Annotated in this window: 20 protein-coding genes; all 20 read right to left on the reverse strand. The window is 36.0% G+C overall.

From position 1 onward, the window contains the following. Positions 1-16 precede the first annotated feature (16 nt). Positions 17-772 (reverse strand): metallophosphoesterase, encoded by a 756-nt coding sequence (locus tag CRO45_RS07190; RefSeq protein ID WP_097148967.1) that lies wholly within the window; start codon positions 770-772, stop codon positions 17-19. A gap of 127 nt (positions 773-899) precedes the next feature. After that, the gene (locus CRO45_RS07195; protein ID WP_097148968.1) at positions 900-1,514 is read right to left on the reverse strand and encodes a LysM peptidoglycan-binding domain-containing protein; all 615 of its coding nucleotides are present in this window, start codon (positions 1,512-1,514) and stop codon (positions 900-902) included. Between the two features lie 240 nt (positions 1,515-1,754). Beyond that, positions 1,755-3,248, reverse strand: coding sequence for an FAD-dependent tricarballylate dehydrogenase TcuA (gene tcuA, locus CRO45_RS07200; RefSeq protein ID WP_097148969.1), 1,494 nt, complete (start codon positions 3,246-3,248; stop codon positions 1,755-1,757). A gap of 29 nt (positions 3,249-3,277) precedes the next feature. Then, a complete protein-coding gene (locus tag CRO45_RS07205) occupies positions 3,278-4,117 on the reverse strand; it encodes an alpha/beta fold hydrolase (protein ID WP_097148970.1) in 840 nt (279 codons plus the stop codon). 16 nt (positions 4,118-4,133) lie between these two features. Continuing rightward, a complete protein-coding gene (locus tag CRO45_RS07210; RefSeq protein ID WP_097148971.1) occupies positions 4,134-5,096 on the reverse strand; it encodes a VOC family protein in 963 nt (320 codons plus the stop codon). Positions 5,097-5,197: 101 nt separating this feature from the next. After that, entirely contained in the window at positions 5,198-6,391 is a 1,194-nt protein-coding gene (locus CRO45_RS07215) for an acyl-CoA dehydrogenase family protein (RefSeq protein WP_097148972.1), read from the reverse strand. Between the two features lie 243 nt (positions 6,392-6,634). Next, complete coding sequence (locus CRO45_RS07220) at positions 6,635-8,476, reverse strand: XylR N-terminal domain-containing protein (protein WP_097148973.1); 1,842 nt, start codon at positions 8,474-8,476, stop codon at positions 6,635-6,637. Positions 8,477-8,703: 227 nt separating this feature from the next. Beyond that, positions 8,704-9,546, reverse strand: a complete 843-nt coding sequence (locus tag CRO45_RS07225; protein ID WP_097148974.1) for an aspartate/glutamate racemase family protein — start codon at positions 9,544-9,546, stop codon at positions 8,704-8,706. Positions 9,547-9,560: 14 nt separating this feature from the next. Further along, positions 9,561-10,961 carry an FAD-dependent oxidoreductase gene (locus CRO45_RS07230; RefSeq protein WP_097148975.1) on the reverse strand — a complete coding sequence of 467 codons (1,401 nt, stop codon included), beginning with the start codon at positions 10,959-10,961 and terminating at the stop codon, positions 9,561-9,563. A 2-nt stretch (positions 10,962-10,963) separates the two neighbouring features. Further along, positions 10,964-11,413 carry a GlcG/HbpS family heme-binding protein gene (locus tag CRO45_RS07235; RefSeq protein ID WP_097148976.1) on the reverse strand — a complete coding sequence of 150 codons (450 nt, stop codon included), beginning with the start codon at positions 11,411-11,413 and terminating at the stop codon, positions 10,964-10,966. 23 nt (positions 11,414-11,436) lie between these two features. Then, complete coding sequence (locus CRO45_RS07240; protein ID WP_097148977.1) at positions 11,437-12,165, reverse strand: SDR family NAD(P)-dependent oxidoreductase; 729 nt, start codon at positions 12,163-12,165, stop codon at positions 11,437-11,439. A gap of 15 nt (positions 12,166-12,180) precedes the next feature. After that, positions 12,181-13,602, reverse strand: a complete 1,422-nt coding sequence (locus tag CRO45_RS07245; protein ID WP_097148978.1) for an FAD-binding protein — start codon at positions 13,600-13,602, stop codon at positions 12,181-12,183. Beyond that, complete coding sequence (locus CRO45_RS07250; protein WP_097148979.1) at positions 13,599-14,495, reverse strand: isocitrate lyase/PEP mutase family protein; 897 nt, start codon at positions 14,493-14,495, stop codon at positions 13,599-13,601. Before CRO45_RS07250 ends, CRO45_RS07245 begins: the two co-directional genes overlap by 4 nt. 9 nt (positions 14,496-14,504) lie before the next feature. After that, complete coding sequence (locus tag CRO45_RS07255; RefSeq protein ID WP_097148980.1) at positions 14,505-15,305, reverse strand: FAD synthetase family protein; 801 nt, start codon at positions 15,303-15,305, stop codon at positions 14,505-14,507. A gap of 26 nt (positions 15,306-15,331) precedes the next feature. After that, positions 15,332-16,288 carry a VOC family protein gene (locus CRO45_RS07260; protein ID WP_097148981.1) on the reverse strand — a complete coding sequence of 319 codons (957 nt, stop codon included), beginning with the start codon at positions 16,286-16,288 and terminating at the stop codon, positions 15,332-15,334. Between the two features lie 285 nt (positions 16,289-16,573). After that, a complete protein-coding gene (locus CRO45_RS07265) occupies positions 16,574-17,809 on the reverse strand; it encodes an MFS transporter (RefSeq protein ID WP_097148982.1) in 1,236 nt (411 codons plus the stop codon). 276 nt (positions 17,810-18,085) lie between these two features. After that, positions 18,086-19,042 carry an SMP-30/gluconolactonase/LRE family protein gene (locus tag CRO45_RS07270; RefSeq protein ID WP_097148983.1) on the reverse strand — a complete coding sequence of 319 codons (957 nt, stop codon included), beginning with the start codon at positions 19,040-19,042 and terminating at the stop codon, positions 18,086-18,088. A 13-nt stretch (positions 19,043-19,055) separates the two neighbouring features. Continuing rightward, complete coding sequence (locus CRO45_RS07275; RefSeq protein WP_097148984.1) at positions 19,056-20,351, reverse strand: TRAP transporter large permease; 1,296 nt, start codon at positions 20,349-20,351, stop codon at positions 19,056-19,058. A 33-nt stretch (positions 20,352-20,384) separates the two neighbouring features. Continuing rightward, positions 20,385-20,906 carry a TRAP transporter small permease gene (locus tag CRO45_RS07280; protein WP_097148985.1) on the reverse strand — a complete coding sequence of 174 codons (522 nt, stop codon included), beginning with the start codon at positions 20,904-20,906 and terminating at the stop codon, positions 20,385-20,387. Positions 20,907-20,977: 71 nt separating this feature from the next. Further along, positions 20,978-22,018, reverse strand: a complete 1,041-nt coding sequence (locus CRO45_RS07285; protein WP_097148986.1) for a TRAP transporter substrate-binding protein — start codon at positions 22,016-22,018, stop codon at positions 20,978-20,980. Positions 22,019-22,120: the final 102 nt, after the last annotated feature.

Below are 22,120 nucleotides of genomic sequence, written 5' to 3' on the forward strand. Positions count from 1 at the left end.
AAATATCTTATTCCATTCATTTTAAAGAGAATTTAACATCAATAATATGACATTGAGGTTTCGCACCAAGTCGTAGCGGTAATAAAGTCGTTCCGTAACCATTACTAATTAAAATAGGAACTCCTTCAATAATGGAAAATGATCCTGGAGGGTGTACTCCAAATGGTCCAAAACGAATTTGCCCTCCATGCAAATGTCCACCCATTAAAAAATCTACTTTATAATTTCTAAGAATAGTAGGGAATATTTGGGGATTATGGGAAATAAAAATATTCACGGCTCCCTCTTCCACTTTGTCAAATATCTTGTCAAAGTTGGTATTAGTTTTCGCTGTAAAATCAACCGCACTTAACCAAATTTTGTTTTGACTATTCAATAAAACAGCATCATCTTCAATAACTTGAACACCCGTTTCATTAAAAATAGAACGAAGTCGTTCCTCCCCTACTTCCCGATCATTGTTACCCCAAACAAAATAAACTGGACCTAATAATTTCAACAAATTTATATTTGCATAAATACGATCAATAGGTGTTCGTTTATCTGCAAAGTCTCCACCAATAATGACCGCATCCACTTTTTTAGTTATACTTCGAATCATTTGTTCATTTACTTTGCGAACATGGACATCGGAAATAAAAAATAAAACTAACTTTTCCCCTTCTTCATCCATTTGTAACTCGTGATATAATACGTTATTTTCAAAAGCTTCCTTTACCATATAAAGTACAAGGGAGATTGAGAGAATTGCTAATATTAGGATATAAATCAAGAAGCTCTCTCCTTTCTTGGAAAAGAAAAAGACGATGCAGCTTGACTAAACATCGTCTTAAATCATAACTAATATGAGAAATATTGTAATTCATTTATAAATGAATTGAAAATAATCCGTTTACTTTTTATGGAATGATTAATACTTGTCCAACTTGAATATCAGGAGTTTGTAACCTATTCGCTTCCATAATAGCATCTACAGTTGTATTGTTATTTCTTGCAATACTAAATAATGTATCTCCCACTTGAACTTTGTGTTCACCTTTTGTTACAGGACCTTCTTGAGCTGGTTTATTATCTTTTTCAGTATTCGTTTCTTCCTTAGAAGTAGAATCATCTGTTTTCGTATTCTGCTCGTCTTGCTCTATGTCTTGCTTAACTTCTTCAGACTCGTCATCTTCCTCTTTATTTACATCAACTGTATCATCTACTAATACAGGTTCTTCAGTAGTAGTTTCATCCTTCTCATCTTCTACTTTATTATTTTTCTCGTATTCTAGTAACTCTTCGTTTCCTTGTGCTTGACTTTGATTTGGTGGAGTATAGAACCCCCATACATACACTAACACAACGAGTGGAATGAAAATAAATATAACAGTTAATATTGTCATTAAAGGATCTCTACGTATAGGCTTTTTATTTTTTGCTACACGAGAGCGTGACTGTCTGGAGTTCGGCTTTTCGATTTCAATAGATTGACGGTGTTCTTCTATTTTCTCTCTATAATCCTTTTTATTCATAATTTACCACCTCCGACACTTTCTGTATCATATTATGACGAAATTTAGTGAAATTGTAAATGATTCAAATACTATTATAATAGATTCTGTCGAAATTTCGAATTCAAAGAAGGGAATAATCTGTCTAAAGTTTGACTAAAATAAATTTTTATTATTATGCGGATTTCTAAAATAACTATTCATTTAAAGTAGTCCCTACATAAAAAAAGGCATCTCCCTATCTAGAGACACCTTTCACCATTATGATTTAATTAATTGCATTGCGTACTTCGCTGCATTTTCCCCTGCAATTTTACCAAAAACAGAACCAGCCATTAATCCAGCTCCACCTGGATAATTTTTATAAAATAACCCTCCAACGACCTCTCCAGCAGCAAATAGTCCATTAATATTTTTATAAACTATATTTTGTACTTCTGCATTTTCATTAATTTTTAGGCCACCATAAGTAAAAGTTATACCACAAGTGACTGCATAAGCTTCAAATGGTGCAGTATCAATTTTATTTGCCCAGTTACTTTTCGGAACAGTTAAACCTTTTGTTTTTCGGCCGTCTTTGATATTTGGATTAAATGGTACAGATTCATCAACCGCTTCGTTGTACGCTTTTATTTCACTTAAAAAAGTACCCTTATCAATTTCACCCATTTTATCGGCTAATTGTTCCAATGAGTCAGCCTTAACTTTCGTCACTTTTCTTCCTTTGTATTCCTCACGCAAGAAAGGTGCCACCTTCGCATCAAATATTTGCCACGCAAACTGATTCGGTTGCTCTAATATTTTTTTCCCGTAACTTGCGTACGTATAGTTTCTAAAATCAGCACCTTCATCTAAAAACCTTTTACCATCCCTGTTGACAATCACACCAAATGGGTAACTTAATTTTTGAAAACCTTCTTCAAAATCAGGTAGATATCGATCACCTGTTACAGAATGTGCCTGAGACCAATTTCCCGCTGGTAGGGCACCAATATTCAAAGCCATTTGTATTCCTTCACCCGTATTAAACTTACTACCTCTCGTATGAACGAGATCCCAATTTGGTCCCAAATAGCGAGTTCTCATTTCAACGTTGGCATGAAATCCACCCGAAGCTAAGACAACTGACTTCGTTTTAATTCGTTTCGTTTTTCCATTTTCTTTAATAACAACTCCTACAATTCCTTCATCTGTATGAATTAGTTCTATTGCCATCGTTTCATAAAAAATCGAAATTCCCATTTTTTTAGCTTCTTTATGGAGGGCATCCACTAAACCTGGTCCTCCACCAACAGATTCTAGTACCATGCCGCCCCAAAATTTAAATATCCCGTCAACTTTAAATGCTTGCCTTCCATAAATCGGGATAAAGCGTACATTATGATCCGTTAGCCATTTCATTGTTTCAAAACTATTTTCCGTCAAAATACTAGCTAGGGTTGGGTCTGTATGATAATTTGTCATCCTACAAAGATCGTCATAATATTGTTCTTCTGAATAACTACCAAAATCCGTTATTTTAAAATCTTCTTCATCTAGATCGGGAATAATTTGTTTAATTTCTTCGTTATTGTTATAAGCAAAACGAATGGAACCATGAGTATAAGTTGTATTTCCACCTTTTTCATTTTCAGGTGCCTTTTCTAATACGATAGTTCTTGCTCCATTTTCCCTTGCCGAAATAGCAGCGCACATTGCTGCATTACCAGCTCCGATAACTACGACGTCTGTCTCATAATGGAACTCATTGGTCATTTTTTCACCTCACTTCCACTGGCCTATGATTACAAATTATCATTAAAGAACTGTTGAATTAAATGATTAAAGCGGTCTTTTTCTTCTAGTTGCGTCCAATGGCCACATTTCCCAAACACATGAAGTTGTACATTTTTTAAATGCTCAGCTAAATAATAACTGGATTCAATTGAACATACTTTGTCATTTAAACCATGAACAAGTAGTACTTCATTTTCAATACGGTTTAATGCGACTGTAGGAATTGGTACCGCTGCTGTTGCAAAGATAGAATCGTTTGAACGTCTAACTTCTGGTCTCATCGCGTTCTCGAAACGATCTTCTGTTAAAGACTCGATTACCGGCCACATTTTTTCAGGATCATAAACGAACCAACTCATTATTTGTTGAAGTTTTTTCTTAGAAGGATTGTCGTAGAAAGTTTTCGCTCTTGCTAATTCATAACTTAGTTTTGTATTTGGTGTGCCACCTGGACCCATAAGAACGACTTTGTTTATTCGCTCGGGATGTTCTATTAAAAGTTCAAGGGCAATTGAACAGCCTAATGAATTACCTACAACATGAACTTTATCTATATTAAGCTGGTCCAAAAGTTCAATCGTTTGCTTAATCCATTCGTCCATCCAAGCTTGACGATTTTTCAATGGTACTTCTGGGTGACTACTATTCGCAAAACCGTATAAATCCGGTGCTAAACAATGAAATGTTTCACCTAAATTTTCGAGAGCAGGTTTCCAGTTGGCAATGGACGTCACACCTGGTCCAGAACCGTGTAAAAACAAAATCGTTTCTTCGTTCCCTTCACCTGACCGGTTTAAGAATGTTTCAAAGTGTTCTGTTCTCTCAATATTACTCGTAATATTCGCCATTTCACTCTACCTCCCATTAAGCTTCAATCGTATGCTTCACAATTTCTTTTTTCGAAATGCTATCTCCCCAATACGTATTACCAAACGCTCGTTCAGATTCGTTCCATGCAACCGGTTCCCAATCTGGTTCAAATATTAAATAACCTCCAGTAAAGATTTCAACGGTACATCCACTTCCTGGGTCAGTTACGTATAAATATAGCGCTTGTGAAATGCTATGCTTGCCAGGACCACAAATCGGTAAGTTATGTTCTTTACAAATATCAGCAGCCCTTAAAACATCTTGAGAATCATCCACCCAATATGAGATATGATGTAATCTTGCTTTTGTTGGGATCTCTTCCTTATCTCGAGTGACAAGTGCTACATCATGTACAAGCGGTGTTACACTCATCCAACCTGCTAATATTTGATCGCTATGATCCTTTTTTAAATACTCTCTTAACTTAAACCCTAGTACTTCTTGGAAAAATTGATAGGTTTGTTGCCAATCTTCAGAAGTATGAAGGTTAACATGATCGAAACGACGTGGAGAAATACCTTTTGCCCATGCTTTATATGTTTGGTTTTTTAACACTGAACGTCGGTGCTCCTGTACTTGAGGTTTCTTTACATCATAGTAAAGTTCAAACGTATGACCGCTCGGAACTTTAAATCTGATAGCTTCTCCGATTCCTGGTGTCGTCCAAGGAGCAATCGACTCAACTTCTAATCCTTTACTTACTAATAGATCTTTAAAAGCTAAAACATCTTCTTTACCCTTCGTACGCCATCCGATATGACGTACATATCCTCGTTCACCTTGCTCAAGGGATAGTGAGTGATGTTCAAAATCTCCCCAAGCTCGTAAATAGTGAACACCATCCAAGACTTCTGTTTCTTCTAGCCCTAATACTTCTTTAAAAAATACGAGCGACTTTTCTAAATCGCTTGTTACTAATGCAACATAACCAAGCTTAGCTATTTCAGGTATGCTCATAGAATTACTCCCTTACTAAAATCTCTTTTATTTTTAGTAGAAATACAAAAAATTAGAGTAGTATAGCCCTCTAAATTTTGTAAACGCATACAAATCATCTATTAAAATCTTAGAGCATTTGTTTCTAAACCTGACAAAACACGTCCATAGTTTTCAATCGTAATAATAGGCGATAATGAACGGTGTGAGTGTAAAGTTAAGAAATCGCGTATTATTCGTTGCATTGGATGACCATCATACACAAACCCTGAACCACTTCCAGAAAGTAATAAATCAAGGGCTTCTTTTAATAATTTGTTTGCATAGCCAATATCCGCTAATGCCTTCACTCGTGCAGAACGTTCCATATACTTTTTCTCATTTGCCCAACGATCAATCTCATCTGCTAAACGATAGAAATATTGCTCAGCAGTTTCAACTTTAAGTGTTGCTTCCGCCAGTAGAGCGTGTGTACTTGCAGCGTCTTTTACATATTCAACGCCCATATGAACTGCTTTTCGGTAAGGAAGAGCTTCTTTAAATTGATCAAGTGCATTTTTTAAAACACCTAATCCTGGCAATCCTAGGGATAAAATTAGTCCAGGGAATAATGCTGAATGGTAAAGTGGAATATCTCGTAAGTGAGTCGATTCAAAATTACCATTTAACGCTTCGTTGAACGATGTGACACGGTGATCTGGAACAAATACATTCGTCATTTTGACACTATTACTACCAGTTCCTCTTAAACCTAACGTATACCAATCATCATTTATTTCTAGCTCTTTAAACGGTACAGTAATTAACTTTTGGTCTACCATTTCCCCTTTTTCGTTATAAATTGGAAAACCAAAGTAACCCCAAGTTGCATGTAAAGATCCAGAACAGAACATCCAAAAACCCTCTTCAATTAAATAACCACCGTCTACTTTTTTCACAATACATTTTCTAGGTTCGTAGACCCCAGCAAATAAAACATCTTCAGGATTTTGGCCAAAAATCTCTTCATGTGTCTTTTCTGAGAAAGATTCTGCTACCATTAGTTCCCGAATAGCACAAAGGGCAACAATCCATCCAGTTGATGCACATCCACGAGAAATTTCAACAACTGTCTCACTGTAAGTTCGTAAGTTTAATTGTTGACCGCCATATCTTTTTGGTCGAAGCATCGTAAAAATACCGCCATCTTTAAGCTCTTGTATCGTTTCCTCAGGAATACGTCTAATATTTTCAGTTTCTTGTGCCCGTTCACGTAATTTCGTAACTAATGATTTTGCATATTCTACAGGATTCTCCTGTTTTAACACCTGACTCATCTACAACACCCCTTATCAAAAATGAACTTCTTGATACAAATTTAAAGTTTTTTACCTTGAAATGTAAGATAAAAAACCTTTCAAGAATTCTCAAAAATTCAATAAAATTTATTGGTTTTTCAATTTTGCTAGAAATGCTAATAGATGAGCAAAATAAAATAAAAATGGGCGTTTTAGCAGATTTACATAGTCTGATAAAACACCCTTAATTCAATAATTTTTTACAGATTCCCATTGTTATTTTCAGTTGGATACGTCTATATCCCCTAAAATTTTCAATGCATCTAACATTAATAACAATTCATAAGCAGTAGTCGGATTTCGTAGTTCTTTATTTAATAATTTTTCAATGTTTGTTACCCGATACATTAACCCACTCATTGATAAAGATAGATCACTTATTGATTGTTGTAAATTTCCACCATTCATTAAAAATACGTACATTGTCTTTAGTAATTCATCTCTTTTAACCTTCTTTAGTTGTAAAATAGGTTTTAATTCTTTCTGTGCTTTTCGGCGTATCGTGGACATGTTTTTAGTGTTTATTAACGTCCCAATCATATTGGCATTCTCAAACAGTACAATAGAATCTTGGTTGTTTATTCTTAAAACGATCTGTGATTCTTCTAAACTATCCGTTATCTGGTCGATCGATTCAGTTTCATTACTAATTCCTATACGGAATTGAGTATGTCGGATTCGATTGTGTAAATGGTTTAATATGTTTTCTAGCTTAAAAAGCAGATCATGGACTTTTGGTAAAAGTAAGACGATTTGATTTTCAAACTGTGTTATTAATATTTGATAACTTTGTAACTCTAAATATCTTGTAATAGACTGAATGACTTGATCTTGAAATTCAATATTTGTTGTATCTCGCTGATCTGAAGTAATTTGTAATGTAGCAATATAAAATGGTTCATTTAAGTCAATACCCATATAATAGCCACGGTAAATGACGTTGGATTGAGAAGAATATTGTTTTAACAATAATTGTTCAAAAAAATAACCTTTAATATTTTCTACTGCTTCAAGACTCGTTTTCTCCGTTAAAAAATATATGGCAGCGGCATTGGCTGCCCGTTGAATAAACATCATATCGTTCTCTATATCATTCATATTATCAGTATATATAAATGTCATATAGCCAATTGTTTCCCGTTGTACAAGGATTGGTGTTACAAGACGACTATGCAGTTTACCACGTACGATAAAGGTTTTATTATAGGATGCACTTTGTATTTTCCCACTACTAGTTCTCGTTATAAAATTTGAAAAATCCTCATTTAACTTGTCGTATTGTTCCTGTTCAATTCCTTCAAATACTCTTGCTTGGAAATTCAAATCTTCAATCGTTACCGGGATTTCTAATGTTTTGGATACGGTTTGAACTAATTCTTCAATCGAATAACCTTCAGATAATTTAGTCGTTAAAGTATCATGAAAGGTTGAAACTCTTTCAATATAATTCTTTTGATCCAATAGCTGTTCATAAGTGAAATTTAATTCATCGATAAAGCTACTTTCGTTATAAAGTTTAATTTCTTCTAACATTTCTGGATCATCTTGCCACTCTTCTTCTAATCTCATCTCATAGCAGCATTCATCATGTCCCATAGCTCGACATTTTACTTCTTTTAAAAAAACTCTTCTTTTCGTAATCATGGAAGTATAGCCGCTACCTAACCCTGCTAATGTATGACAAACCGGATGATTAGATATGCCGTGATTTTTTATATGTTCTTTTACTTCAAAGGAATCGAGCCATTTTCCCGTCGCATAAATTCGCACGACTTCTCCGTTTTCATCCGTTTCTAACGTTCTTTCTGAAACCATTTTCGAAATTTGGCCTGTTTGTAAATGTAAAGCCCCACCTTTACTTAACATTGCCTCTAAATCAGTAGGGTTCTTTAACACTTCTCTTGCATTGGCGACACCTAAATTCCAACCATATCTTAATAAAAACGCTTTTGCTCGTTTCGTCCCTAAATTGCTTATTAGTTCTTTCCTTAATAACCCAAAGGTAGCGGAGGTAGTTGATATTTTTTTATCTTCATAGTCATTAAATGTTTCAGAATGTACCATTTGCTTCCCCCTAACTTTTTATATTTTCAAATCTCTTAAGGAAATAATATGCTATTTAAAATAAGAAAACTAGATAGAAAAGGTCAATTTTTATACTATTGTGAATTTTATAAATAAATATAACCCTACTTTCAAAATAGAAGTAGACATAATATATTTATCTTAATTATTATCAAAAACAGGCGGAGTACAAAATTGTCTCCACCTGTTGTATGATCTATATCATTTTATATTTCTGCTTTAACAGACATACCATAATCTAGCCCGCTATGAATATTACTTTCCTGATGATAGAATTCTCGTAGCTTTAACAACGCATCTTTAGGAGGTTTTGCATTAAAGTATCCTTTTCTCGTCATCGATACACCAGAATTTTTCTGTAAATCTGTTAACGATTCGCACATTTTTATACCTGCTGCAAATGAATCAATAATTGGTACATCACCAATACGTGAGACGCCATGGGTCGCTAAAAATACGTTCATCGGTCCTTCACCAGGAATGATTACATCTGCACCTTGATCGATGGCATTTTGTGCAGCCTTAACAAAGGCATCAATTACAGGGTCAGGGTCCTTAAAACCTTCTAAAATGTCATAAAAACCAACTGTCGTCTGAACGATCGGTCCAAGTTTTTCACTTAAGCCATATCTAGTGGCGTTGTATTTTAATTGATCTGCTAAAGGTTTTAAAAAATTTACTATCCCAATCCTGTCTCCTAACATAGATGCGATGTGCATCGACGCCTGCCCATACCCAATTACAGGAATATCTACAACAGTCCTTGCTTCAAGCAAACCAACGTCTGGAATCGTACCTATAAACATACAATCATAGCCAGCACTTTCAGCAATTAATGCGTTTTTTATAAATTGTTCCCGGTGTAAATTTTGTAAATACGAATAAGTAATAAAATGTCCAGGATATTCTGTCGGATACGTATCATTGGACATACCATGGAGAACAACTTCCACATCAGGACGTGCTATTTTTTTAATATGGGCGATGACGGCATCTCGATAGGCTGGTACATTTTCAATGGACGTTAAGCTTTGATGCCAAATTTTCATTTTCTCACATCCTTTTATTGCATAGATACATTCTCTTTAAACTCTGTTGTTGAAGCTAAAGCGCTTTGAGCAGCAACTCTACCAAATATTGCTGCTTTTCCTAAAGAGCTTCCTGTCATATAACCAGCCCCATGAAATCCACCAGCTATTTCACCTGCAGCATATAATCCTGTGATAGGTTCATTGAATGCATTCAACACTTCCGCATCGACATTTACACTAAGACCTGCGTACGTTGCTAGCATTGCAACAGTTGTTTCCATAGCGTAATATGGCTTTTGTTTAATTGGTATCGGTGTCCCAAAGGTATGAGTTAACGTATTTCTACCAAACTCTTCATCTTTTCCACCTAATATATTCGAGTTATATGTTGAAACTGTATTTAATAGGTTGTGCTCCGGAATCCCAATTAGTTGAGCTAACTCCTCGATCGTTTCCGCTTTATGAATTAATCCTAATGAATAAAGATTTTCGAAATCATAAAGTGCATCCCCAGGAACACTTTCGTTCATAATCCGCTGATCCCAAATTTGGAAACTTTTATTATTTGGTTGTTTTAATGCTTCAGTACCGATTAACTTATAGGAAAGTGATTCGTTTACAAAACGATTACCGTGTTCATTGACAATAATGGCACCTTTATAAAAAGCATGGGCTTGGGACTTTTTCTCACCACTTGCTGTAGGATGGAATCCATATGTGCCTTGTAAGTATGGTAAGTCTCTAATCCAAGCACCATGCTCCCAAGCAAGCTTTAAACCATCCCCCGTATTTCCTTTTCCTCCAATACGAATAGCTGCTTTCAGTTGGGGAGCAAAAGCTTCAAGCAGATCTTCACTTTTAGAAAAACCACCACAAGTTAATATGATTCCTTCACTAGCTTTCGCAAAGTATTCTAGTCCGTCTTTTTCATACATTACTGTGGATATGCGGCCATCTGAATTTTTACGAAGTCTTTTCACGGAAGCTTCCAACTGAAAAGAAACGTTCCCTGACTTTAAAGCTCTGTTATATAGTGTAGATATTGCTTGTTCTGGTAAAATCGTATGTCCTCTCGGTACGCTATGACCACTTGCAGCACGTACAGCATGGAATTCAACACCGTTGGATTTAAGCCACTCATACGTATTAAGCTGAAGTTCTCCATATACTTCAACGAGTTCCTTTACATTTTTCCCTTTACCAACTTCGAGCATGTCTTTAACGAGGAGTTCCTTTGAATCTTCAATTCCATTTTCTTTTTGTAATTCAGTACCAGCAAAAGCCATAAATCGCCCGCTCAGTAGAGAACTTCCACCAATGATTGCTTCTTTTTCAATAACTAACACTTTCGCAGCTCTTGTAGATGCTTCTACTGCTGCGCAAAGCCCTGCTATTCCTGCACCGACAATAATGACATTAAATTGTTCACTCATAATTACACAACCTTTGAGCTAATCTCACTTACAACTTGAAGTGCAGCTTCACACACTTGCATATCGTGAGTATAATGACCTCCACTTACTCCAATTCCACCAATTAATTCGTCGTTTAACTTAATTGGGTAACCGCCACCAAAAATAACTAAACGATCAGTATGAACAATTCCATGTAATAGTGGTGGATCATCTTTTAAACGGTCGTACCATTCATGAGTTGCTCGATTATAGGCCGCTGCAGAAAACGCTTTATTTTGTGCAATTTCTAAGCTTAAAATTGGAGCTCCGTCCATTGCTTGAAATGCCTTAAGATTACCTACTTTATCAACAATGGCAATACTAAAAGGAATACCTAATTCTTTTCCTTTTTCCACTGCCGCTTCTAGTAATTTATTTGCAAATTGTAAACTAATATTTTTAGATTCGATAGCAGTAACAAATTCTGTCATTTCAATGACCCCTTTTCTATTTATTAGTTTGAAACTGGTTGCCCTTTACCAAATGCCTCAATCGTCGTAGCCGTTATAGCAATTGATTTTGGTAATACTAAATCGACAATGATGTTGGCAATATCAATCGGTTTTAACCATGCAGATTTATCGTAATTCGGTGCAAGGTCAGCCATCATTTTCGTATCAACAGGTCCCGGAGAAACAGCGTTTACACGAATTCCGTATGGCTTCATTTCTTCACCTAATGCTTTAGTAAAACCAATAATTGCATGTTTCGATGTAATATATGCACTCCGATTCGGACCACCTTTTGTTCCCCAAATTGATGCAATGTTAATAATGACACCGTCTTTTTTAGTAATCATGTCAGGAATTACTTCCTTACATAGATAAAACGGTCCATTAACGTTTATGTCTTGTACCCACTGCCACTCATCAATGGATGTTTCGGTAATAGGTTTTAAACACATAACACCCGCATTATTGATTAAAATATCGATTTTCCCTAGTTGCTCATTTACTTGCTCAACACATTTCTTCACTTCTTCTTTATTTCCAACATCACATAAAACAGCAATCGCTTTTGTTCCATATTGTTCATGAATCGTCTGAACAACTTCCTCACATTCAGATTGGCTCCGCGCACATACTGCAACATCAGCGCCGTGTGATGCTAATAGTAGGCAAGTTTCTCGACCAATGCCCCTTCCGCCTCCAGTAATTAGAGCTACTTTTCCTTTTAACTCCACTAACAAGCCCCCTTTTTATGAATAAGATTTTTGTTTCGAAGAAATATAGCTAATCACATGCTCTCCAGCACGCTTACCAAATACTAAACTTCTTAACACCGAGGTTCCCCCTGGGTACTTTCCATAATAGAGTCCGGTAATTTCACCTGCTGCATAAAGACCTGGAATAGGATCTTGGTCATTTGTTAGAACACGTCCCTCTGTATCGGTTGCGATACCCCCATTTGTGAAGACGTTACAAGATATTACCGGATATGCTATAAACGGGCCTTGGTCAATTGGTAATGCCCAATTCGATTTTTCTGGAGTGATTCCTACAGCTTTTTTACCGTCTTTTTGATTCCATAAAAATTGTCCTGGTTGAACGGCTTCATTAAATTCTTTAACAGTTTTCGTTAGCTTTTCTTCAGGTATATTAAGTTTCTTTGCTAACTCTTCGATAGTATTTGCTACAATTGGAGGTTGCTCTGTTTGGAGAGCTTCTTCGTAATTAGGAATGGTATACATTTTTTGGTCTGCAATCATATAGGCTACATGATTCGAACATTCATAAAATATCTTTCTTGCAACTGCTTCGTATTGTTCATCGATCGTTGTATAACCTTCATCAGTAAATCGTTCCCCTTGTTCGTTCACGAGTATAAAATATGGATACAACATGACTCCCGCTTCTTCTCGTTTACTTCTTGGGTCAACGGGCTCTGCATGGAATGCATCCCACTGTCCAGAACCTTTGGCACCTACTGAAAGGGCCATACGAATTCCTTCACCTTTATTGAAATAGCCTCCCTCGCAAACTGGTGGTAGTTTATGAGCATCACGACCGATATATTGAGCCATCATTTCTTGATTGCCTTGGAAGCCACCAGCAGCTAAAATGACCGCATTTACTTTTAATGCCATACTTTCTCCGCCTTTGATGCGGACATTTAATCCATTTACCGCGCCAGTTTCATCTAACGTTAGATTCCACGCAGTCGCTTCATATACAATTTCAACTCCAAGTGCACGAGCACGTGAGGATAATGTGTCAATTATTGCGCGTCCCCCACCTACCGGGAGCAAGCGTGGCTTAGAAGAAGTTAAAAACATAGTCGGTAAGTAATCAAACTCAACACCTTTAGATTCAACCCACCGTAAGGTAGCTCCGGCATTTTCATGAAGCGTTTCAATATATTTTCGATCCGAATAGTTTTCAGAAAATGCCATCATATCTTCAACGAAATTCGGTGCAGGCTGATCGATTGTTTCCATTCGCATATAGGCCGCAGTCCAACGAGTATTGCCTCCCCTATGGTCGAAGTCTGCTCGTTCTAATATGACAATTTTTAAAGACTGGTTTTCTTCTTTTGCCTTTTCAGCAGCCGCTAAGGCAGCCGCTGTTCCTGCAGCACCACATCCAATGATTGCAAGATCAAAATCTACTTCCCTTGTCATTTCGTTTGAACCTCCTTACCTTCAGCTTCTTGTAAATATTTCTCTTCCCAACTAGTAATTTGGTGTAATTTAAATAAATCTTGACGTTCCTTCCAAGTACATATCAATTCATGGATATTTTCTTGAGATTGGTCACGTTTTAACACCGTTAAGCTATCACGAATACCTTTTATGGCTGAACGTAAAATTGTATTCGCACAAAGCATAATGTGGAATCCAAGTTCTTCCGCCTCTTTCAATGAAACAAGGGGAGTTTTCCCACCTTCAACCATATTGATAATGTGTGGAACATCAGGTATACCAGCAGTAATTGTTTTTAGTTGTTGAATACTTGTAGGCGCTTCCACAAACAAAACGTCTGCCCCGGCTTCTTTATAGGTGTTTGCTCTTTCGATTGCATCTTCGATTCCATTAATGGCTAATGCATCAGTTCTAGCTATAATAGAAAAGTTTTCATCGACTCTTGCATCTACTGCTGCCTTAATTTTATTTACCATTTCATGTTTCGATATAATTTGTTTGCCATTGAAATGACCACATTTTTTCGGGGATACTTGATCCTCTAATTGAATTGCGGACGCTCCAGCTCTTTCTAACGATTTCACTGTTCGAATGACGTTAATGGCATTACCAAAACCCGTATCACCATCAACAATTAATGGAATCGTCGTTACATCTGTCATCCGACTAACAACATCGACTATTTCAGTTAATGTTGTTAACCCAACATCCGCCCAACCAAGTTGCGAGTTAGATATACCCGCTCCCGTTGCATAAACAGCAGGGAATCCAAACTCTTCAACCATTCGAGCGGTCATTCCGTCATATGCTCCAGGTAATATGAAAGCATTTGGTTGTTCTAATAACGCTTTCAATTTTTTATTTTTCGACATATCCTCACCTCAACTCGTTGCCCTATATTTTTCATCACTTAATTCCCGAAGCCAACTTATTGTCATTGATTCATTTGTTGGTACAAATGTAGAACCAAAGTCAATTTGTGCGTTGTTTAACACTTGTAATAAAGTAGTTGTAGTAACTGATTTAGATACAATTGTTGCTTCATATCGACCTGGCCTAGGCAAAGTATAGTACGGTAACAGACCATTTACGGGACACCACCGGACTGAATATGGTTTGCCAATTAACTGAGGAATAATAGATACCTCCCCTTGTGATAGTAATTCTCGTATTCTAGTCGAACTAACTTTTTCACCACATATAGCCACTTTAGGAACGATTGTCACATCTAACATTCCCTTACCATGTTCAATGAGAGTTGATGCGTTTCCGGAACCCTGTTTTCCGTAGGTGTAATCATACCCACAAACGACATGTGTTGCCCCAAGACCAAGTACATAATCTTGAATAAACTGCTCTGGTAATAACGAAGCAAAATCCAACGTGAATTCAACGATCATAAAATAATTTACCCCTAATGTAGCTAATTGCTTTTGTTTTTCCTCAAGGGGTATTAAATAGTCCACTTCCATTTTTCCGTTAGATAAAACGCTTTTAGGATGTGGAAAAAAACTCATAACAGTTAAGGGTAATCCTTTTTCATGTGCAACTTTTTTCGCTTCTAAAATGACACTTTTATGACCTTTATGAAGGCCATCAAAAAAGCCTAATGCAATGACATGATTTGGGATTTTCGATTGCCAAGCGATTAAATTTTTAGAATTAATGAACATTGTTTCCATAGCAACTTTCCCCCCTTTTGAAAATTTTATTTTGCTTCAATCGTTAAATTGTTTAGCTCTTTATCTTGAACCGTATCGCCCCAATACGTATTACTCAATGCTCGCTCATCCAAAGTCCATTTCACAGGCTCCCAATCCGGTTCAAATATTAAGTAGCCACCTGTAAATAATTCCACACGACATCCACTTCCAGGATCTATGACATATAGATATAAAGCTTGTGAGACACCATGTTTTCCTGGACCGATAAACTGTAAGCCATTTTCCTTTAAAATGTCTGCTGCTCTTAAAATATCTTGAGAATCATCTGACCAATAGGAAATATGGTGTAGCCTTGCAGGAGTAGGTAGTGTTGGTTTTGCGATAAATGCAACATCATGTACAAGAGGTGTTACACTCATCCAACCAGCCATAATATTATCTTCATCATCTACCACGTACTCACGCATATTAAATCCAAGTTGTTTTAGAAGAAAATCGTAAGTTTCCTTAATATGAATCGTGGAATGTATATTTACATGGTCAAAGCGTCGTGGTGAAATCCCTTTCGCCCACGCTTTATATGGTTGATTTTTCAGAACGGAACGACGATGTTCTTCTACTATTGGTTTTTCCATATCATAGTAAAGCTCAAAAGTATGTCCGCTCGGTAATTGGAATCTAATTGACTCACCTATTCCTTTTGTTGAACCTGCTTGGACAAACTCAACATTTACACCAGCATTTATTAGAGCTTCTTTAAATAGATTTACATCTTCACGTTTTTTTGTACGCCAACCCACATGCTTTACATATCCGCTTTCTCCTTCTTCGATAGACAATGTGTGATGTCCAAAATCACCATAAGCCCGTAAGTAATGAACACCGTTTTCACATGCAGTTTCTTCAAGACCAATAATTTCTTTAAAAAACCATAATGATTTATTTAGGTCTGGTGTAACTAATGCAACATAACCAAGCTTTGCAAGTTCTGGTTTGCTCATTTTATCTCCCCCATCACATTTGCAGATGTGCTTCAAACGATTTTAGCTCCCAAAATAGAACATTAACAATCTATAAAATCACAAATTAATTGAATATACAGAAATATTACACAAATAATTTTTACTGTTCTAGAGCATTAATTATCTATCTTCCCCCTCGTTTTCCGTAAGTTTTTATTGGATTTTTAAATTGCAATTATTTCTATTTATAAAAAAATGAGACTACCATTTAGGCAGCCCCAATCTTTTATTACTTCGTTTCCCTTTGCAGATTCATAGGTAGTGTTATTTTGTGAGGACAGGAAGGTCGTCTCCTTCCGTTATTTCTGTACTCACGCTAGAACCAGATGGATCTGTTGGTTTTGATACTTTTACAAATATAAACCAAACAATGGCTAATCCAAACAATCCAACTGTACTAATTAATAAAGGGAATCGACCGATATCTTGGTTGAAAATATCCATAATGATTTGGAATAAAAATGGTCCAACGACTCCACCGATTCCTTGAGCTGCTACAACGAATCCAACATAGGATGTTCCGCTATTTTTAGGTGTTGCTTCTGAGACTCGTGCAAATACACCTGGAAGTCCAATTCCCATACCAGCTCCACCAATAATACTTCCTACAAAGATCATCGTTAAACTGTGGGAAAGAAAACAAATCATCATCCCAAGTCCAGTTAAAAATACCGCTAACGGAATATACGAAACCGGTACTAATTGTTTAATACGTCCGAATACGAATCCTGCTAATAATGTTCCAAAGGTAAATACCGAAATGGCCATACCAGCTTGTGTTGCAGTTCCTAAGTTTTCTCCGGAGATAACGACAGAAATGTTTGTTACATAGCCAAAAATTAGTGCGGAAAATAAAATTTGACCAAAGGAAACACCGAAAATTAATTTTGGTATTTTAACCTTTTGTAACCCAAGCTCTTTCGGAGTTTTTCGTCTTTCAGGTTCAGGTAAGAATAAGAAGGTTAATGCTAAAATCCAAATCGGGAATAAATAAGTTAGGAATCCATATTGCCATCCAAACATGTCAGCTAAAATTCCACCGCCTAATTGGAAGAAGATCGCGCCAATACAAGCAATTGTCGATGTACCAAAACCGATTAAGAAATCACGTTCTTTCCCTTCAAAGAAGTCTGAAATGATATCGACAGATAATGGCATCGTAATCCCTACACCTAATCCTAACAATCCACGGAAGGCAATGATTAGTGGAAGACTATCAACAAAGAATGGCATTATCCCACCAATCATAAATAACGTTAAACCAATAAATAATAGCGTTCTCTTTTTAAATACATTGATTAGCTTTCCATAAAACAATGCAGGTACGATTTGAATTAAACCTGGAAAAGTAGCAACGAGCATTACAATAGTTGGATTATAATCTGGGAAAGCAGCAATAATATCTGCCATAATCGATCCCGCAACTCCAGCAGCAACATCTTGGAATGCAATAATTACAATTAAAAACTTCAGGAAATTCCGATTAATAGCTTTACTCATTCAATTACCCCCTTCTTTTTCCCTATAAATCTGGCAACACCCCTTAGAACGAAAATGAATCCCTCACCCCCTTAACTACAGTGTATCTAGTAGCCCTAAAACGCTTTCAAAGATTAATTTCATGTTATTTAAAACCTAATAACATTACAACATCATTTAGAAACTCGGTAATTTTATTACTATTCCTGTTACTAAAACTAGGACTTTTTACTAGATATGTTTTATTAAAAAAATAAAAGTTGCCCTCAACTCTTATTGGGCAACCTTTCTCAAAAACTATTGAATTTGTAATTCTTTTATACTTTTCTGAACAATCCCTTTTGTAGCTGTCTCTATCATTAATAGATTTCCACTAAGTGGCTGCTCGGCTAACTCTTTCTCGTTAAGTAACTCTGACGCGGTAGTGATAAATAAGTCTTTCATTTCATTTCCACCAAATTGACAACTTGTTATATGGTATAATGGCAATTCAATTTTTTCTAAAAGCTCTTTTGTTTTCGGATGAATTTTAGCAATAAACCCATTTTTCTTCGTTTTTTGTGCCACCTGTTTTGACTTGAACACCACAGTCCAAAGAATGCCGTCACAATCAATCGTTAAGCCGTCTGGGAATCCTTCCAAAATATCAAATTCGAATACTTTTTGGCGATTCGATAATTCTGCCCCTATCAAATCCAAATCATAACTCCATATCGACTGTGTCGCGGAGTCTACATGATACAAAATATTCTGATTTGGATGAAATGCCAGTCCATTAGACAATGCTACTGGAAAGTTAAAGACTTTTATATTTTTATCATGTTCAATCATATACAATTGAGCTATTCTAGGTTTATATTCGTTAAATGCATTTTCATCTGATTCTCTAAACTCTTTAAATCGAATATCAACTGATCCCGTCCAAATTCGGCCAAACCGATCTAATTTAGCATCATTTAATAATAAAAGTGGATCCATCCATTCAAAAGATACATATAGTGATAGTTCACCTGTAATTATATTTAACTTATTAATTTCCCTTGACATAATTAATAGATATTCGTTTTCACTATACTTCAAAATAGCTGTTGCCGGTGATGGTAAATAGTAACTCGATTCTTCCCCAGTTTTAATTAAGTAAGTTAAAACTCTTGACGTTGCTAAATCGACCCATAGTACCATCTCTTTTTCAAAGTCCCAAAATATACCTTCACCAAAAATGCTTTTTTCCTGACCAACCTTTTCGATTTTCAAATAAATTCCCCCTTTAGGAATCTAATACTTCAGGTAACCACGTAACTAGTTGAGGCAATATTGTAATAATGACAATAAGTAGAACCATTAATAACAAGAATGGAAAAGCCGCCCTCGACATTTGAAGTATATTCATCTTATTTTTCTGCTTTTCAGATACTTGCATCATGATAAACAAATTCAAACCGACAGGTGGAGTGATTGCTGCCATCTCCATAGCAATAATTGCAAAAATACCGAACCAGATTAAATCGAAGCCATAAGTACCCATTATTGGGTATAAGATTGGAACAATAATTAATAAAACAGAAACAACTTCCATAAACATGCCTAAAATGGCAAATAGTAAAAAGACAAGCAATAAAATTATCCATTTGTTCATTTCTAACGACTCGAAAGTCATTTGAATCGTCTGAGGTAGTTCGATTAATGTAATTGAAAAGCCGAATAATAATGCACTTGCCAATATTAACGATAGCATCCCTGTATTCGATGCAGTGGATTTCAAAATTTCAAAAAACTCTTTTAATCTAACAGACTTGTAAACGAAAATACCTAAAAACAAACTGACTACACAGGCAACCGCTGCCGCTTCAGTAACGGTAAAAATACCTGAATAGATTCCGCCAATAATAATAATTGGAATACTAAAAACCCAAATAATTTCTTTTAGTGAGTCAATTCTTTCACTCATAGAAGCTTTTTCTTTCCTAGGTAATTTAGTTGAAATCGCAAGAATGTATACGATGAATAAAAGAACGAGTAAAATTCCTGGAATAATTCCCGCCATAAATAGATCACTAACTGATTCTTGTGTCATTGCACCATATAAAATCATTGGACCAGATGGAGGAATCAATATTCCTAAAGTACCTGCAGCTGCAATGACTCCATATGCCAATCTTTTAGGATAGCCATTTTTAATCATTTCAGCTGATGCAATGTATCCTAATGTAACTACCGTTGCAACACTCGATCCGGACATAGATGCAAAAAATGCACAGGTAATAACAGTCCCAATAGCTAAACCACCAGGGTAATGTCCAAACCATTTATCTGCTACGTTAAATGCTTTCGTTCCTATCCCACTTTTTAAAATGATGTGACCTGTTAAGATAAATGCTGGTATAGCAATGAGTAAATTATTGTTCAGTGAATTGTATAACACTTGTGGTACTTGCAAATTCGCCATCTGTGGATCCATAAAGAAATACAACACACCGGCACCAACCATAGCTAACGAGAATGCAACTGGTAAACCTAATAAAAGTAAAACTAAAAATATAGCAATAATTAGTAAATACTCCATATATCAGCTCCTCCCTCCCTGATCACGAAATGATTAGTTTTCCTCATGAACACCACTCATACCATAACCATCCATAGTCCAAGTCATAAGAATATGCCGTATGATTGATAGACATAAGAAAATAAACCCTATTACTACAAAAAGTTGTGGTATCCAAACTTGGATTTGTAATAGCGATAAGTCCGTCGTTTTTCGTACAAACGAATTATGAAACATATCAAAGGATCTCAAAGTTACATAGGTAAAAAAGAGTAGTGAAACTATCATTAATAACGTATCAAGAATTTTACGAACAATAATTGGAAGCTGTTGGATTAGTATATCTACCCGTATATGTTCTAGGTTTTTCATCGCATATGAAGCGGCTAAATAAGAAGATGCTACAAACATATACACTGTAATCGGCACTACCCAAGAAGCATCAATGTGGAGGAGTCTTGCCAATACACCCCATGTTACAAAAAAGGATATGAGCAAAATAGCTATGCCTGCAATAATTCCTGAAAAATTTAATATCCGATCAATACCTTTTATAAAAATACCAATCCCCTTCATACGATCCCTCCATTCTTTAAATAGTGTAAATTGAGAGCAGAATGGAGTATCATTCTGCTCAAGTTTTTTTATTATCTTGTTTCGTCAATTATATTAATAATTTTCTGACCGATTTCCCCAGTCTTTTCGACATAAATGTCAATGACCTGCTTCTCTATATCACTAAATGCTTCTTTCTCTAATTCCTCGTAAAGCATTCCTTCTTGTTCTAATAGTTTAATAGATTCTTCATGCACTTTAATTTGCTCACTTGTCGTCCATTCCTGGGCTTCTTTCGCAGCTTCTAAAATAATTTCTTGAGCTTCTTTCGATAATCCATTCCAAAAGGCATCATTAACAGTTAGAGAAACGATTCCAGCATTAAATGGACCTGTATAACGATTAGTGAATTCATAGTACTGTCTAGCTGTAAAACCTGCTACCCCTGACAGAGCTGCGTCAACTGTACCTCTTTGTAAACCTTGAACAACTTCCTCCCCGCTTAAAGTTACTGGTGAACCTCCTGCAAGTTCTACATATTTAGCCATTAGTGGACTTGTCGTTCTAATCTTTTTCCCTTCAAATTCAGCTGGTGATGTTAGTGCCTCATCTACGGAAGCATAATAGGCATAACCAAAATCTGACCACATGATTGGTCTTGCCCCTACCTTAGTGAATTCCTCAACAAATACATCATTAAGACCATTGTCAAATGCATTATGAACATGCTCATAATTATCAAAAATTGGTAGTACTGAAAATTCTGCAGCTGGCACGTGACTAGTCCACATCTCGAGTGTATTTACTCCAAATTCTACCTGACCTGTAGTAACAGCATCTGGCATATTCACATCCAAATAAAGTTGACCAGTTGGGAAAATAGTAATATTGATTTTTCCATCACTTTTTTCTTTCGCTAATTCAGCAAACTTCTCGTAACCTTTCGAAACAAATAGTTCAACAGGATAACTATGTGCCAAACGTGCATTTACTTCCTCTAAACCACTGTCACTGTTTTGAGAAGTTGTTGCACTAGTTGTCACTTTAGTTCCTTCTTTGCTTCCTTCACTAGAACAAGCTACCATTAACAAACTTCCAATAACCAAAATGAGTAACAGATAAAATTTTTTCACTTTATTTCCCCCTCGTATATTAGTAGTAAGAGCTCTTTCTAATAGAATTTCCAGTTGATCCGGACAACTGGAGGATCTATTGGATTTCCTATAGGATGTGGT

It is taken from the genome of Ureibacillus acetophenoni (assembly GCF_900220965.1).
In the GTDB taxonomy this organism is placed as follows: Bacteria; Bacillota; Bacilli; order Bacillales_A; family Planococcaceae; genus Ureibacillus; species Ureibacillus acetophenoni.